We start from the raw sequence: 14,426 nt of genomic DNA on the forward strand, positions 1-14,426 counted from the left end.
TGTTGTTCCCAGTTCAGACGCTTTGGGATACAGGCGGCCACCCTGATTTCGGAACCTCATAGCCGCCTGTGACGCCTGCTCTTCCCACCCCTTCCCCTCCCCTGTGGCTCCGCCTTATCCTCGGCATCGTCGCGCTCGCCGCCTTGGTGGTGCCGACGCTGCTGGTGATCAACGCGCCCAGGATGCCGCATCACGCGCGCCGCGTGCCGCCGGTCGCGCTGCCCAACCGCGTGGTGCCCAAGGAAGAGCTGCCGCCGGTCGAGCCGGTCGCGATAGCCGATCTGGATCCCGAGGATGCGCGCGCGTTCAATGCCGCGATCCCCTTCTCCACCGATCCCAATCCGGCCGCCCGCCCCTTCCACCTTGTTGGCGCACCCGACAGCCAGGAGCGCGCGGTCGACTGCCTTGCCGCCGCCGAGGTCTATGAAGCCGGCGACGATGCGCTGGGCGAGCGGGCGGTGGCGCAGGTGATCCTCAACCGCGTTCGCCACCCCGCCTTCCCCAAGACGGTGTGCGGCGTGGTGTTCCAGGGATCGGAGCGCAGCACCGGCTGCCAGTTCACCTTCAGCTGCGACGGCGCGATGCTGCGCTGGTTGCCCACGCCCCCCGCCTGGGCGCGCGCCCGCGAGATCGCGAAAATGGCCCTCCACGGCACGGTGTTCCGGCCCGTCGGCCACGCGACGCATTACCATACCGACTGGGTGGTGCCCTATTGGAGCGCGAGCCTCGACAAGATCGTCGAGCTCCACACGCACCTGTTCTTCCGATGGGCCGGCTGGTGGGGCACCCCACCCGCGTTCAACCGCGGCTATGTCGCGGACGAGCCCAAGGTGGCGCTGCTCGGCAGGCTCTCGCCCGCGCACCAGGGGTTCGTCGCCCCGGACGCGATCGACCCCGCAAGCCCGATCGGCGATCCCGGCGCCACCGGGCTGTTGTTCGATGCGCGCAAGGCAGCGGCAGGACTGCCCGCCAGCTCGATCCCCGCGCCGACTGCCGGGGATCCGAACGTGTTTCTGGTGACCCTGCCCGACGACATGCTGCCGGACCTGTTTCCCGCCGTGGCGCTCCGTGCCTGCGGTGACCGGCCCTATTGCAAGTTCATGGGGTGGGTGGATGCGACCAAGAAGCCGCCGCGCCTGCCGCCGACCGGGGAACAGGCCGCCGCGATGTCGTTCAGCTATCTGCGCGACGAGAAGGTCCACTATGTGAAGGCGCTGTGGAACTGCGACCAGTTCCGCAAATGGGACGGCACGCAATGCATGCGGCGCCCGCTGCCGCTCAAGCCACAGCCGGCGCCCAGCCCTACCGCTGCGGCTGTCTCGCCACCCGGCGACACGACGCCGCTCGACGGTATCCGCCGCAAGGCACCGCCCGCACAGAACAAGGCCGGCGCTGCGGCTCCCGCAACGCCGGCCTCGACTAGTTTCAACAGCGATTAGGCTGCCTTGAACATCACCGGGTCGAGCGCCATCACCGCCTCGCTGCCCGCCTCGATCTTGCGGCGCAGGCCGCTCGCATCGGGAAGGAACCGCTCGGCATAGAAGCGCGCGGTGACCAGCTTGGCCTCGAGGAAGGCGACGTCCTCGGCGCCCTGCGCCAGCCCCTCAGCAGCGGCCTTGGCCATGCGCAGCCACATCAGGCCGAGCGCGACCAGCCCGGTCAGTTGCATGTACGGATAGGCACCCGCACCGACTTCGTTCGGGTTCTTGAACCCGTTCTGCGCCAGCCACATCGTCGCGCCCTGGAGATGGCCCAGCGCCTTTTCCAGCGCCTCGGCGAAGCCCGCGAGCTTTTCATTGCCCTTCGCCGCCGCGACTTCCTCGCCGACGACGCGGAAGAAGGCCTGCACCGCGCGGCCGCCGTTCAGCGCCAGCTTGCGGCCGACCAGGTCCATCGCCTGCACGCCGTTGGTGCCTTCGTAGATCATCGCGATACGGGCATCGCGGACATACTGCTCCATGCCCCATTCGGCGATGTAGCCATGGCCGCCATAGACCTGCTGGCAATCGGTCGCGACCTTGTAGCCGATATCGGTGCCGACGCCCTTGATCACCGGGGTCAGCAGCCCGATCAGGTCGCCGGCGAGCTGGCGCTCTTCCTCGCTCGCGGCGGCATGTTCCATGTCGACCTGAAGCGCCCCCCACAGGCACAGCGCGCGCAGGCCCTCGATCTGCGCCTTGGCCTCCATCAGCATGCGGCGCACGTCGGGATGGACGAACAGCGTGTCCGCCTTCTCCGCCGGCTCCTTCGGGCCAGTGAGGGCGCGGCCCTGGCGACGGTCGCCGGCGTACTGCACCGCGTTCTGCATCGCGACTTCGGCAATGCCGAGGCCCTGCAGGCCGACGCCCAGACGCGCCGCGTTCATCATGATAAACATCGCGGCGAGACCCTTCATCTCCTCGCCGACCAGCCAGCCCTTGGCGCCGTCATAGTTCATCACGCAGGTCGAATTGGCGTGGATGCCCATCTTGTGCTCGATCGAGCCGCAGCTCACGCCGTTGCGCGCGCCGATCGAGCCGTCATCGTTCACCAGGAACTTGGGCACCACGAACAGCGAGATGCCCTTGGTGCTGTCCGGCGCGCCTGGCGTCTTGGCCAGTACCAGGTGGATGATGTTGCTGGTCAGGTCATGCTCGCCCGACGAGATGAAGATCTTGGTGCCGGTGATGCTGTAGGAGCCATCGGCGTTCGGCTCGGCCTTGGTCTTGATGAGGCCCAGATCGGTGCCGCACTGCGGCTCGGTCAGGTTCATCGTGCCGCCCCACTCGCCCGAGATCATCTTGGGCACGTATTTGGCCTTCTGCTCGTCCGAGCCCTTGACCAGCAGCGCGGCGATCGCGCCATGGGTGAGGCCCGGATACATGGCGAAGGCCATGTTGGAGGCGATCATATATTCCTCGAACGCGGTCGCGACGACGTGCGGCATCGCCTGGCCGCCATATTCGGCCGGCGCACTCAGCGTGCCCCAACCGCTCTCGACGAACTGCTTGTAGGCTTCCTTGAAGCCGTCGGGCGTGGTCACGCTGCCGTCGGGATGGCGGGTGCAGCCCTGCTGGTCGCCGCTGTGGTTGATCGGGAACAGCACCTCGGCGACGAACTTGCCGCCTTCCTCCAGCACGGCGTCGACCACGTCGGGCGTCGCCGCCTGGAAGTGCGGCAGGTTGGTGTAGCGATCGAGCCCGATGACCCGATCGAGGACGAAGCGCGTATCGCGCACGGGCGGGGTAAACTGCGGCATTTCAGGTTCCTCAGCGTTCGTTGTCTTTAGTGCTCGTTGTCTTTGCTTTTGATCAGGTCGACGAACTGCGCGAGCTCGGCGATATGCGCATCGATGTCGCGCTTCTGGGCTTCCAGATGCGCGATGCGGTCCATGCAGCGCTCCAGCGTCACCTGCCGTTGCAGCCGGCGGTTATCGCCCAGATCGTAGAGGTCGATCATCTCCTTGATGTCGGCCAGGCTGAAGCCGACGCGTTTGCCGCGCAGGATCCAGGCGAGCCGGGCGCGATCGCGGTGCGTGTAGATGCGCTGGGTGCCGCGCCGCTCGGGCGCGATCAGCCCCTCATCCTCGTAGAAGCGAAGCGCACGGGGAGTGACCCCGAACTCGGCGCACAAGTCGGAAATGGAGAAGGCGTCGCGGTCGGGACGCGGTTCGATCGGCGCCAGGGCCTCGATCGGAGCGGCAGCAGCGTTCATACTGCTTTTGTAGTTTACCCTTACGTGAACGTCAAGTGGCGTGTGCTAGTTCTTCGGCGGCTTGGTGCTCCCGTTGAAGCGGGCGCGGACGATGTCTTCGTGGAGCAGGATGGAACGGGTCTGGAGCTCGGCGGCCTCGCTCTCGCTGAGCCCGTCGCTCGAAAGCCGCTCGGCGATGTTGCCGTTGACGGTATCCGCGCGACCCAGCTGCCGCGCTTCGCCGCGGGTCAGCTGGCCGCTGCGCTCGCCGGTGCGGATCTCGCTGCGCGCGGTGCGCGGCTGCGTGGGTACATGGATCCCGCGCCCGGCGAAGCTGCCGCCGGCGCTGGAGGGTACGGGGCCACCCCAGATCTGAGCAGAGGCGGGGAAGGCAGCGACCAGGAAGGCGACACTCGCAAGGACCAGAACACGCATCGGCGCTCTCCTGACAGGACTGCCGATCGGTCCCGGCAGCGGGGCGAGAGGGTATCACATGCGGGCGGGGCGTCTACTCCCCGCAGAGTGCATGCCCGTCGGCGTCGCGCATCGCCTGCGCCTCGGGCACCGACTCGCCCAGCCGCGCGAACTGCGCCCCCGCCAGCGCCGCTCGGCCGGTGCAGAGCTGCGCGCACGCCTTTGGCAAGGCACCCGGCAACGCGAGGTGATCCCCGTCGAAGCGCGCGGTGAAACGGCAGCCGCCATCGGCCCCGAGGGTCAGGGCAAGCCCCTCCCCGTCCCGCCGCACCGATCCGGTCGCGCGGCAGCCATTGCCTTCGCCATAGTCGATGACGATGCCGATACGGTGCGCGGCGCCGGCCGGCACGATGCAGAGCCGGTCGGGCCCGCGCGCATAGGCGCCGGCGATGCTCACCTGTCCAGGATCGCGCACCAGCCCGCGCTGGATCGCGGCATTCTCCAGATCGGCGGCAGTAGCGGAAGGTCCAGGCGCAGGCCCGCCGCACGCGGCGAGCCCCAGCAGCAGCGCCAGCCCCGCGCGCCTCATGCGTCGCGCACCAGCGCTCCGTTCTCGATCCGCCGGTAGAAGCAACTCGCCGCACCCGTGTGGCAGGCGGGGCCATGCGGCTCGACGCGCAGCCAGACCGCGTCCTGGTCGCAATCGATCCGCGCCTCGACGAGGTGGAGGAAGTGGCCCGAGGTCTCGCCCTTGGTCCAGAGCCGACCGCGGCTGCGCGACCAGAAGGTGGCCTTGCCGGTCTCCAGCGTCACCGCCAGCGCCTCGGCGTTCATGTGCGCGAGCATCAGCACCTCGCCGGTGGTGGCATGGGTGGCGACGGCGGTGATCAGGCCGTTGGCGTCATATTTCGGGTCGAGCGCGGCGCCCGTTTCGCGGTTTTCGGTCACCGGCGCGCTGTAGCGGGGTTCTGGGCGGTCGTCATCCCTCGCATCTCCCCTCGGCGCGGTTTAGAGGCCGGCGCGTCCTGCGTCGAAAGGAGATGATTTTGATCCTGTTTGCCTTGGCCCCGCTCCTCCTCGCGGCGGCGCCTCTGCCCGCGCAGTCCGGCCCCAGCTTCGCCTGCTCCACCGCCGCGACGCCGATCGAAAAGGCGATCTGCGCCAACCCGAAGCTTGCTGCGCTCGACCGCGAAATGGCACAGATGTTCGGGATCGCCAAGGAAAGCGCGTTCGGCAGCGGGCCGTCCAACCAGCTCGCCGCTCAGCGCGCCGCACTGCAGGACATGCGCGCCTGCAAGCCGCCGCTGAACGTCTGCCTCGAAACACGCTACGCGCTCCGCAATCAGGAACTGGCAATCGCGGCGCTTCCCAAGGCACCCGCCACCGCGCTGCCGGTGCTGCGCCGGAGCGACCCGGCCTTCGCACCGATCCTGGAGGCGGTGCAGCTCTGGTCCGAAGCGCCGGCCGACGCCGACTGGTCCGCGCCAGAACGCGCGCAAAGCCGCACCCGCATCGCCGCGTTGCTCAAGCCCTATCTTACCGGCCTCCAGACCAATGCGGACCAGTCGTTCGGCAATTCGATCCTGCGCGAACCCGGCACCGACGGCATCACCGTGAAGACGATCGACGACCTGTTCCGCTCCGATCGCCACTTCGCCGCGTTCCTCAACGTGCTCGGCCCCTATCTCGACGAACCCAAGCTCTCGGGCGCGCCGCGCACGCTGCCCTGCGCCGCGATCGTCCGGCATCCGAAGCTGCTCGACGCCACCGGCCCGGTGTTCGGATCGACGATGGACAATTTCGTCTTCCGCAACGATTGCAGCGACACCCTGCCCCCGCTGCCCTCGCTGGCAGCGCTGCAGACCAAGCTGTTCCGCAGCTGGCCGGAATGCGAGGGCACGATCCGCTACATGGCGTACAGCAGCTTCAACCGCGACGTCGACGCGGCGCGGCTGGGCGTGGTCGAGCCCGGGAAGGCCAAGCTCCTGCCCGCGCGCGAGGGGGTGACCAAGGCGGATCTGGACGGCGTCGAACGCGATCTTACCGCCTATTACGCTACCTATCTGCACCGCGCCCCGGCAGCTGCCGCGACGATGGCCCGCGGCGCGCTCTCCCAGCTGATGACCGACGCGCATCAATGTGAATAGCGCGCGACCCGCAGCGTTGTTCGCCGACCCGACGATTTGTTGTTGCAGCATTCTCGTGAAGATGCCCAAATCGACACCCGGCGCTGTGGCGAGGAGGCGTTTCGGCAATGGACTCCGAGAAGATCTGGCGACTTTGGCGTGCAAAGGGCATGAAAGCCGCGCTGATTACGGTCGGCACCGCGGTGCTTTTCGGGACGGTCGACAGTTTCACTTCGCGGGTGATCCCATCGATCGTCCAATATGCCGACGATTCCCTTTCTCCGCCCGGCTTCTTGCTCCACTTCAAGACGCCCGTCACGCTGTCGGCGATAAAGGTTTCGAAGGTAGGTGCTGCGGTACCGCTACCGACTGGATCGATAACACCCGTGCGGGCGGCGATACGAGGAACCCCGGGCAATTACGACCTGTCGTTGGAGCGCGATTTTCGAGGCAGCAAGCAGGTCCTGGATACGGTCATCACCGTTCCCGCGCGCGATGCGATCATACCGATCGATACCGCGGAGGACCAGTGGACCACCGTTGCAGCCATTGAGAGCCTCGACGGCACCAAAACGCCGCTAATGGCACTGGTTCGCCTTGCCGCCGCGCCCGCGGACTGGGACCTCGTCAAGACATTGCCAGCAGATCTTCCGCGCGACATCGTGACGGCAGCGCTGCACGAGGTCGGCGTTTCCGAGATAAAGGACTCGGACCGTGTCGCGCGGTACTGGGAAGCAACGGAAATGGGCGCTCGAGGCAACGTCTCTCCGGACTTGCCTTGGAACGGCACCTTCGTCGCCTATGCAGTTTCGACAGCGAGCATAACGCCGCCGCCCGGATCGCCCGCCGCACGATCCTGGCGTGCGTGGGGGCGTCCCCAATCCTATGACGACGCCGCGCCCGGCTCCGTCGCCCTATTCAACCCTCACCCCGAACGATGGATGGTCGGGATCATCCTGCGAAAGAGGCCGCAGTGTATCGACACGATCCTTGGCAACATCCAGAATCAGGTCGTGATCAGCTGCATCAGTACCCGGCCGGCAGCAATCCGCGCTCCAATCTGAGCGAAGGGGGTTCACTGCTAGCGGCGCTCAATGCTTACGGATCGCCTTCACCAGCTCGTCCTTGTCCATTTTCGATCGCCCCTCGATGCCGATCTCCTTCGCCTCGTCGTACAGCTCGGCCTTGCTGCGCTTCTCCAGCGTGCCGCCGCCCGAATCGAGGCTGCCGTTCGCCTTGGCATTGGCGATGCGCGCTGCCTTCTCCTTCGAGGCGCCCTCGTCGCGAAGCTTCTCGTAGAGGTCGTCGTTCTTGATCTGTGCGCCGTGGTCCTTGGCCATGATCGCTCTCCTTTCTCAGGGGGTTAACCTGCAAAAAGGGTAAACGGTCCTTTTCCCTGTGACAGACCGGAGACAAAGCGGGATGAAGCGCCTATATGGCCGGCAACCGTTGCCGTTCCCCCCGAGGGCCAATGCTTACCACACACCCGTTCGATGACGACAAGCTGCGCGAAGAGTGCGGCGTATTCGGCGTTTCCAACAGCGAAGGCGCGGCCGCGATGGTCGCGCTGGGGCTGCACGCGCTCCAGCACCGCGGCCAGGAGGCGGCGGGCATAACTAGTTGGGATGGGCATCAGTTCCACACCCACCGCGCGATGGGCCATGTCGCCGGCAATTTCGATCGCGACGACGTGATCCGCTCGCTCGCCGGCACCACCGCCTGCGGCCATGTCCGCTACGCCACCACCGGCGGCTCGGCGATCCGCAACGTCCAGCCGCTCTATGCCGAGCTGGCCAGCGGCGGCTTCGCCATCGCGCATAATGGCAACATCTCCAACGCGATGCGGCTGCGGCGCGATCTCGTCCGCCGCGGCGCGATCTTCCAGTCGACCTCGGATACCGAGGTGATCATTCACCTCGTCGCCACCTCGCAATACCGCACGCTGATCGACCGGTTCATCGATGCGCTCAAGCAGGTCGAGGGCGCCTACTCCCTCATCGTGATGACGCCCGAGGGCATGATCGCCTGCCGCGATCCGCTCGGCATCCGCCCGCTGGTGATGGGCCGCCAGGGCGAGTCGGTGGTCTTCGCCTCCGAAACCGTCGCGCTCGACGTATGCGACGCGCAATATGTCCGCGATGTCGAGCCGGGCGAGCTGGTGATCGTCAAGGCCAATGGCGAGATGACCAGCCACAAGCCGTTCGCGCCCCAGGCGCCGCGGCCGTGCATCTTCGAATATGTCTATTTCTCGCGTCCCGATTCGATCAGCGACGATCGCTCGGTCTATTCGGTCCGCAAGGCGATCGGCGCGCAGCTGGCGATCGAATCGCCGGTCGAAGCCGACCTCGTCGTGCCGGTGCCCGATTCGGGCGTGCCGGCGGCGATCGGCTATGCGCAGCAATCGGGCATTCCGTTCGAGCTGGGCATCATCCGCTCGCATTATGTCGGCCGCACCTTCATCCAGCCGGGCGACAAGGTCCGGCACCTCGGCGTCAAGCTGAAGCACAATGCCAATCGCGACCTGATCGCCGGCAAGCGCATCGTGCTGATCGACGATTCGATCGTGCGCGGCACCACCAGCCTCAAGATCGTGCAGATGATGCACGACGCCGGCGCGAAGGAAGTGCATATGCGCATCGCCTCGCCGCCGACCCGCCACAGCTGCTTCTACGGCGTCGACACGCCTGAGCGCGCCAAGCTGCTCGCCGCGAAGATGGATGTGGGCGGGATGACCGACTTCATCCATGCCGACAGCCTGGCCTTCGTCTCGATCGACGGGCTGTACAAGGCGCTGGGCGAGGCGCGCCGCGCCGACATCCATCCCAAATATTGCGACGCTTGCTTCACCGGCGACTATCCGACGACGCTGACCGACCAGGACGAGCTGGCACCGCCGCCGGACCAGCTGGCGCTGCTCGCCGAGAAGGTCGGCTGAACCAGTGAGCGAAGGTCCGCTGGCGGGACAGACCGCCCTCGTCACCGGCGCCAGCCGCGGCATCGGCGCGGCGACGGCGATCGCGCTGGGCGCCGCCGGTGCCCATGTCATCCTCACTGCCCGTACCGCGGGTGGGCTGGAGGAGGTCGAGGACGCCATCTTCCAGGCCGGCGGCAACGCGACGATCGCGCCGCTCGACCTGGCAGAGCATGACGCGATCGGCCGCCTGGCCGGCGCGATCGGCGAGCGCTGGCCGACGCTCGACATGCTGGTGCTCAACGCCGGCATGCTCGGCACGTTGAGCGCGGTGAACGCGATCGACTTCGCCGAATTCGCCAAGGTGCTGACGCTCAACGTCAGCGCACAGGCCGCGATGCTGGCGGCGTTCGATCCGATGCTGCGCAAGGCCCCGGCCGCGCGGGTGCTGGGCGTCACGTCCAGCGTCGGCCGCACGCCGCGCGCGTACTGGGGCGTCTATGGCGCCTCCAAGGCGGCTTTCGAGAATCTGCTGCTCAGCTACGGGCACGAGCTCGAGAATGTCAGCCAGGTCCGGGTCGGCATCGTCGATCCCGGCGCCACCCGCACCAAGATGCGCGCGCGCGCCTTCCCGGGCGAGGATCCGGCGACCGTGAAGGCGCCCGAGGTGGTCGCCGAACGCATTGTCGCGCTGATGGCCGGCGGGTTCGAGCGCGGCCATTTCGAGCGGGTCGGCTGAAGCCCTAGTTTTCGTCGTCCCCGTCCTTGGCGGCGGGGCTTGGTGCCGGGGCGGGCTTGGCGCAGGCGCAGCGAGCCCCCGGCGGCTTTCGCGTCGGCGCGGTCGTCGCGAACTCGGTGCGGGTGAGCGTGCCCGACTTGTCGGCATCGGCGCCGGTGAACTTGGCGATCGACTTGGCCGCCCATTCCTCGAAGCTCAGCCTGCCGTCGCCATTGGTGTCGAGCCTGGCGAAGGCCTTGTGGCGGGCGGCGAAATATTCGTCGCGACTCACCGCGTCGTTGCGGTCCTTGTCATAGCGGTCGAACCGCTTCTGCTCGCGGGTCTTGGCATCGGCCTCGGGCGCGGCCTCGGGCAGCGGCGTGGTCGTGCCCGCCGCGGCCGGGGCCGGCTGGAGCACCGCCGCGAGCGGCCCGCGGGCCGGCCCATGCTGGAACAGCAGAAATCCTCCGAACGCCAGCAACAACGCCGCACCGGCGCCCACCGCATATCGCCACATGCCCATCCCCTCCCCCGAAGGAGAGGAGAGCCTACACCTTCAAGGGGATGCAGCCAAGACCTAACGCCCGCTGAGCCGATGCCAAAGCAGCCGCGCGACTCGTTTCGGCGCGCCGATCGGCAGGGGCGCATCGAACGGCAGGTCCAGGTCCATCCGCGCCCGGTGCGCCATCGCACCGAGCGCGCGGCCGTTGCGGCTCCAACGGCGGCCGAGTGCCTCGGCCAGCTTCGGCGCGGCGAGGCTGCGGGCGGCATCGGCCTCCGCGCCATCGCCGAGGTGGCGGGCGAGATCGGCGAGCGCCCAGCCCTCGCCGCCCAGCGCCAGCGGATCGCCCTGGGCACCCAGCACGGTACCGGCCGCGACGAACAGGCTCCCCCGCCCCGCCGCATAGCGGGCGAGCGCGAGGCCATCGAGCGCCTCTTCCTCGACCAGCACTTCCCACCCATGGACGATCGGCACCAGCGAGGCGCCAGTGACGCCACGCGGCAGCACCTCGGCGGCGAGCCCGCGCAGCACCGGCTCGGCCGGCGGTGGCGCGGTGTCGAGCTTGGCCAGCGCCTCGCGCCACCAGGCGAGCCGCAACTGGCCGACCGCAGGCGCGCTGGTGGTGCGCAGCAGCTGCGCCAGCGCCTCATCCAGCGCCAGCAGCGCAGCGAGCGCGGGGCGCCCGGCGGCAGGCGCATAGGAGAGGATCAGCGCCCGTTCGGGGTCTTCGGGGGGCATGTTTAGGGAAGCGTTCACCCCTTCCCTCTATGGCGGGAGCATCGGCGACGGAAGAGCGAAGGCTCGCGTGCCCTGGGGTTTCGATCGATCGTCATGCGCAGAACGGTTCTCGAGCGGTTTCAGCGGTGCTTCTTCGGGACGACTCCGAAGGGCGGCCTGCTCGCGCGCCTGCGCGGCAATGTCGCCGGCAACACGCTGGCGATGATGGCGATCGCGCTGATCCCGCTGCTGTTCATCGCCGGCTCGGCCATCGACACCGCGCGGCTCTACATGGTCAAGAACCGCCTGCAGCAGGCCTGCGACGCGGGTGCGCTTGCCGGGCGACGGTTCATGTTGTCGAGCAGTTCGACGACGCTGGATGCCAATGCGACGACGCAGGCCAACGCGTTCTTCTCCAACAATTTCAAGCTCGGGCTGTTCGGCACCAAGTCGGTGACGTTCACGCCTTCCAAGACCAGCGAGAACCAGGTCGCCGGCACCGCCACCGCGACCGTGCCGATGACGCTCACCGGCATGATGGGCTTCCGCGACCAGGCGCTGACGGTGAATTGCGAGGCGCGCTATGATGTCGCGGATACAGACATCATGTTCGTGCTGGATACGACGGGTTCGATGGCGTGCCTGGCGTCCGATACGAACGGCTGCAACCCGGTCATTTACAGCTATACACGGCCATCCGATCCCGATGCTCCAGACTATGGCGGCACCGGCTACGCTTCGACGGAGAAATCCGGCTCCAAGATTTCGGGCCTGCGCCAAGCGGTGCTGAACTTCTACGACACCTTGGCAGCGGCAGTCGATCCCGCAACCCACCTGCGGTACGGCTTCGTGACCTATACGTCGACCGTGAATGCCGGCTATGCGGTAACAGCTGTTTCCCCGGACTATATCGTCAACAGCTGGACCTATAACAGCCGCCGTCTGGCAGGCGACGCCAATACGGGCACAGCCAAGACCAGTACGGATTCAAGCAAGAACGCCAGCAAGTGCAACGCATATTCCGTTCGTAGTCCGGTGACTGGGTACACGACCTCCGGCAGCGCGACGCGGACCTATGGCACCTGGGACAGCAGCAACAACAGCTGCACGATCACCGAACAGCCCTTGAAGCCGAAATGGACGTACGAAAAGGTGACCTATGACACCAGCCAGTACAAGCTCGGCAACACCGTCGCCGATCCGACGAAGGTGACGGGAGCTACGTCGCGATGGCTCGGCTGCCTAGAAGAACGGGACACAACGGCCAGCAGCAGCTTCGATTATGCGAACCTGCCGTACGACCTCAACCCAGACTTCGTCCCGTCGAGCGATGCTACTCGATGGCGGCCGATGTGGCCGGACGTGGTCTATTATCGCGGCAACAACAGCAGTGTCACCTATTCGGGCAACAGCAGCAACCCCTTGGGGGACGACACCACCGGCAATTACTATCCCGTCATGGCCGTTGCTGCCAATGGCCAGGTGTCTTGCGGCAAACCCGCCAAACGGCTGCGGACGATGACGCGGACCGACGTCAGCAACTACGTCAATGCGGCCGATTTCGTACCCATGGGCGGTACCTATCACGACACGGGCATGATCTGGGGCACGCGGCTGCTCTCCCCAACGGGCATCTTCTCGAATGATACGGGCGCATGGCCGGGCCGCAACCCGCCGAAGCGCTACATCGTGTTCATGACCGACGGTGACATGCAGCCAAGCATGTGCCTGTACGGCATGTACGGCATCGAGAACTACGACAAGCGCGTCGCCAATGTCGGCTACCAATCCAGTTGTTCGAGCAGTACCCAGCTCAACAACCATTACGCCCGCTTCCTCGCCGCCTGCGCGGCAGCCAAGGCGCGCAACATCTCGATCTTCGTCGTCGGCTTCGGGCAAACGCTGACGTCGCAGCTCACCCAATGCGCCACGCCGGGGCAGGCTTTCTATGCGGCGAACAATGCGTCGCTAGACGCCGCCTTCCAGACGATTGCCAAGCGCGTCGCGATGCTACGGGTCAGCAAATGACGCGCCCCCTCGCCTCCGACGAGCACGGCGCCACGCTGGTCGAGTTCGCGATTCTGCTGCCGGTGCTGCTTGGGCTGCTGATGGGGCTGATGGACCTGTGCTACCAGGCCTATGTCCAGGCGGTGCTCGAAGGCGCGGTGCAGAAGGCAGCCCGCGACTCCACCATCGAGGCCGCTGATATCGCCACCATCGACAATCGGGTGATCGCCGCGGTCCGCCAGGTTGCCGGCAAGGCGACCGTCACCCCCAGCCGGCTGTTCTATTCCAGCTTCTCGGTGATCAAGCCCGAGGACTTTGTCGACGGCAACGGCAACAACAAATATGATTTCGGCGAGTGCTTCACCGACATCAACGGCAACGGCCAATGGGACATGGATCCCGGCCGCGCCGGCCAGGGCGGCGCCAGCGACGTGACGATCTACAAGGTCACAGCGACCTATACGCGAATCTTTCCCGTCGCGCGGCTGATAGGGCTCAGCAACCAGGTGGTGCTCACCGCCGCGACCCGCTTCAAGAACCAGCCCTATGGCACCCAGTCCATCCCGATGCCGCAGAAGATCTCGTGCTCATGATCATGCGCCCGCTGCTCCGGCGCCTGATCGCCGCACGCTCCGGCGCCGCCCTGCTCGAATTCGCGCTCGGGCTGCCGATTGTGCTGACCGCGGGCCTATGGGCGGCCGAGCTGACCAACTACGCGATCACCAACCAGCGGCTCAGCCAGATCGCATTGGCGCTAGCCGACAATGCCAGCCGGGTCGGCGAGTTCAAGGGCACCGGCTTCACCCAGCTGCGCGAAGTCGACCTCAACGACGTGCTGCTTGCCGCGAAGCAGCAAGGCGCTCCGCTCAACCTCACCGCCAACGGGCGCATCACTCTGTCCAGCCTGGAGAATAGCGGCGGCACCCAACGCATCCACTGGCAGCGCTGCATCGGGGCGAAGAGCGGCGCCACCTACGACTCGCACTATGGGAAGACGGTGAAGGCGGACGGCGTCACCTATGATCCGGACGCGGGCGTGAACACGGCCAGCTCGGGCGACAACAGCAGCCAGCACCCCGGCACGCTAGCCCCGAACGGCATGGGCGAGAACGGCGCACAGGTGAGCGCGCCGGCGGATTCCGGGGTCATGTTCGTCGAGATCAATTATCTCTACACGCCGCTGGTTGGCAAAGGTTGGTTCACCAGCACCAAGACGATGCGCTACGTCGCATCGTTCGTCGTCCGCGATAATCGCGATTACGGCCAGGTCTACAATCCAGTGACGACGCCGACGACCAACCGCCTGACCTGCGACCTCTACGGCGCCTGACGAAAAAGGCCCGCCCGACGGGGTGTCGG

Annotated in this window: 16 protein-coding genes; 8 read left to right on the forward strand and 8 right to left on the reverse strand. The window is 66.8% G+C overall.

The genetic code is table 11. The annotated features are described in order from the left end of the window. The first annotated feature begins 68 nt into the window (after positions 1-68). Positions 69-1,439 carry a cell wall hydrolase gene (locus tag BM009_RS07545; RefSeq protein ID WP_175487940.1) on the forward strand — a complete coding sequence of 457 codons (1,371 nt, stop codon included), beginning with the start codon at positions 69-71 and terminating at the stop codon, positions 1,437-1,439. On the opposite strand, the gene BM009_RS07550 is transcribed toward BM009_RS07545, so the two are convergent. The 5 genes from BM009_RS07550 to hisI form a co-directional block, all read right to left on the reverse strand. Beyond that, a complete protein-coding gene (locus BM009_RS07550) occupies positions 1,436-3,238 on the reverse strand; it encodes an acyl-CoA dehydrogenase C-terminal domain-containing protein (protein ID WP_093295145.1) in 1,803 nt (600 codons plus the stop codon). The genes BM009_RS07545 and BM009_RS07550 overlap by 4 nt on opposite strands. 26 nt (positions 3,239-3,264) lie before the next feature. Then, positions 3,265-3,693: a MerR family transcriptional regulator gene (locus BM009_RS07555; protein WP_093295146.1), complete on the reverse strand. Its 429-nt coding sequence runs from the start codon at positions 3,691-3,693 to the stop codon at positions 3,265-3,267. 45 nt (positions 3,694-3,738) lie between these two features. Further along, the gene (locus BM009_RS07560; RefSeq protein WP_093295148.1) at positions 3,739-4,107 is read right to left on the reverse strand and encodes a hypothetical protein; all 369 of its coding nucleotides are present in this window, start codon (positions 4,105-4,107) and stop codon (positions 3,739-3,741) included. 73 nt (positions 4,108-4,180) lie between these two features. Next, positions 4,181-4,675: a hypothetical protein gene (locus BM009_RS07565; protein ID WP_093295149.1), complete on the reverse strand. Its 495-nt coding sequence runs from the start codon at positions 4,673-4,675 to the stop codon at positions 4,181-4,183. After that, positions 4,672-5,034 (reverse strand): phosphoribosyl-AMP cyclohydrolase, encoded by a 363-nt coding sequence (gene hisI / locus BM009_RS07570; protein ID WP_093295151.1) that lies wholly within the window; start codon positions 5,032-5,034, stop codon positions 4,672-4,674. The genes BM009_RS07565 and hisI overlap by 4 nt, the downstream gene beginning before the upstream one ends. A gap of 98 nt (positions 5,035-5,132) precedes the next feature. Here hisI and BM009_RS07575 point away from each other — a divergent pair, with 98 nt between their 5' ends. Beyond that, on the forward strand, positions 5,133-6,233 hold the full coding sequence (locus BM009_RS07575) for a lysozyme inhibitor LprI family protein (RefSeq protein ID WP_139216574.1): 1,101 nt from the start codon (positions 5,133-5,135) through the stop codon (positions 6,231-6,233). A gap of 107 nt (positions 6,234-6,340) precedes the next feature. Beyond that, on the forward strand, positions 6,341-7,276 hold the full coding sequence (locus BM009_RS07580; protein ID WP_093295154.1) for a C40 family peptidase: 936 nt from the start codon (positions 6,341-6,343) through the stop codon (positions 7,274-7,276). 27 nt (positions 7,277-7,303) lie between these two features. Here BM009_RS07580 and BM009_RS07585 read toward each other — a convergent pair whose 3' ends face one another. Continuing rightward, a complete protein-coding gene (locus BM009_RS07585) occupies positions 7,304-7,552 on the reverse strand; it encodes a DUF7218 family protein (RefSeq protein ID WP_093295155.1) in 249 nt (82 codons plus the stop codon). Between the two features lie 131 nt (positions 7,553-7,683). Here BM009_RS07585 and purF point away from each other — a divergent pair, with 131 nt between their 5' ends. Together purF and BM009_RS07595 are read left to right on the forward strand one after the other, a co-directional pair. Next, on the forward strand, positions 7,684-9,147 hold the full coding sequence (gene purF, locus BM009_RS07590) for an amidophosphoribosyltransferase (protein ID WP_093295157.1): 1,464 nt from the start codon (positions 7,684-7,686) through the stop codon (positions 9,145-9,147). A 4-nt stretch (positions 9,148-9,151) separates the two neighbouring features. Next, entirely contained in the window at positions 9,152-9,862 is a 711-nt protein-coding gene (locus BM009_RS07595) for an SDR family NAD(P)-dependent oxidoreductase (protein WP_093295158.1), read from the forward strand. 4 nt (positions 9,863-9,866) lie between these two features. On the opposite strand, the gene BM009_RS07600 is transcribed toward BM009_RS07595, so the two are convergent. Together BM009_RS07600 and BM009_RS07605 are read right to left on the reverse strand one after the other, a co-directional pair. Continuing rightward, positions 9,867-10,358, reverse strand: a complete 492-nt coding sequence (locus BM009_RS07600) for an EF-hand domain-containing protein (protein ID WP_093295798.1) — start codon at positions 10,356-10,358, stop codon at positions 9,867-9,869. A gap of 60 nt (positions 10,359-10,418) precedes the next feature. Next, positions 10,419-11,099, reverse strand: a complete 681-nt coding sequence (locus tag BM009_RS07605; protein WP_254772190.1) for a squalene/phytoene synthase family protein — start codon at positions 11,097-11,099, stop codon at positions 10,419-10,421. Between the two features lie 75 nt (positions 11,100-11,174). Here BM009_RS07605 and BM009_RS07610 point away from each other — a divergent pair, with 75 nt between their 5' ends. The 3 genes from BM009_RS07610 to BM009_RS07620 are packed head-to-tail and all read left to right on the forward strand — an operon-like array spanning position 11,175 to position 14,397. After that, positions 11,175-13,088: a TadE/TadG family type IV pilus assembly protein gene (locus tag BM009_RS07610; RefSeq protein WP_254772191.1), complete on the forward strand. Its 1,914-nt coding sequence runs from the start codon at positions 11,175-11,177 to the stop codon at positions 13,086-13,088. Further along, positions 13,085-13,660: a TadE/TadG family type IV pilus assembly protein gene (locus BM009_RS07615; RefSeq protein WP_093295161.1), complete on the forward strand. Its 576-nt coding sequence runs from the start codon at positions 13,085-13,087 to the stop codon at positions 13,658-13,660. The genes BM009_RS07610 and BM009_RS07615 overlap by 4 nt, the downstream gene beginning before the upstream one ends. Further along, positions 13,657-14,397 carry a TadE/TadG family type IV pilus assembly protein gene (locus tag BM009_RS07620; RefSeq protein WP_093295163.1) on the forward strand — a complete coding sequence of 247 codons (741 nt, stop codon included), beginning with the start codon at positions 13,657-13,659 and terminating at the stop codon, positions 14,395-14,397. The genes BM009_RS07615 and BM009_RS07620 overlap by 4 nt, the downstream gene beginning before the upstream one ends. Positions 14,398-14,426 lie beyond the last annotated feature (29 nt).

The sequence above is a fragment of the Sphingomonas sp. NFR04 genome (assembly GCF_900114095.1).
In the GTDB taxonomy this organism is placed as follows: domain Bacteria; phylum Pseudomonadota; class Alphaproteobacteria; order Sphingomonadales; family Sphingomonadaceae; genus Sphingomonas.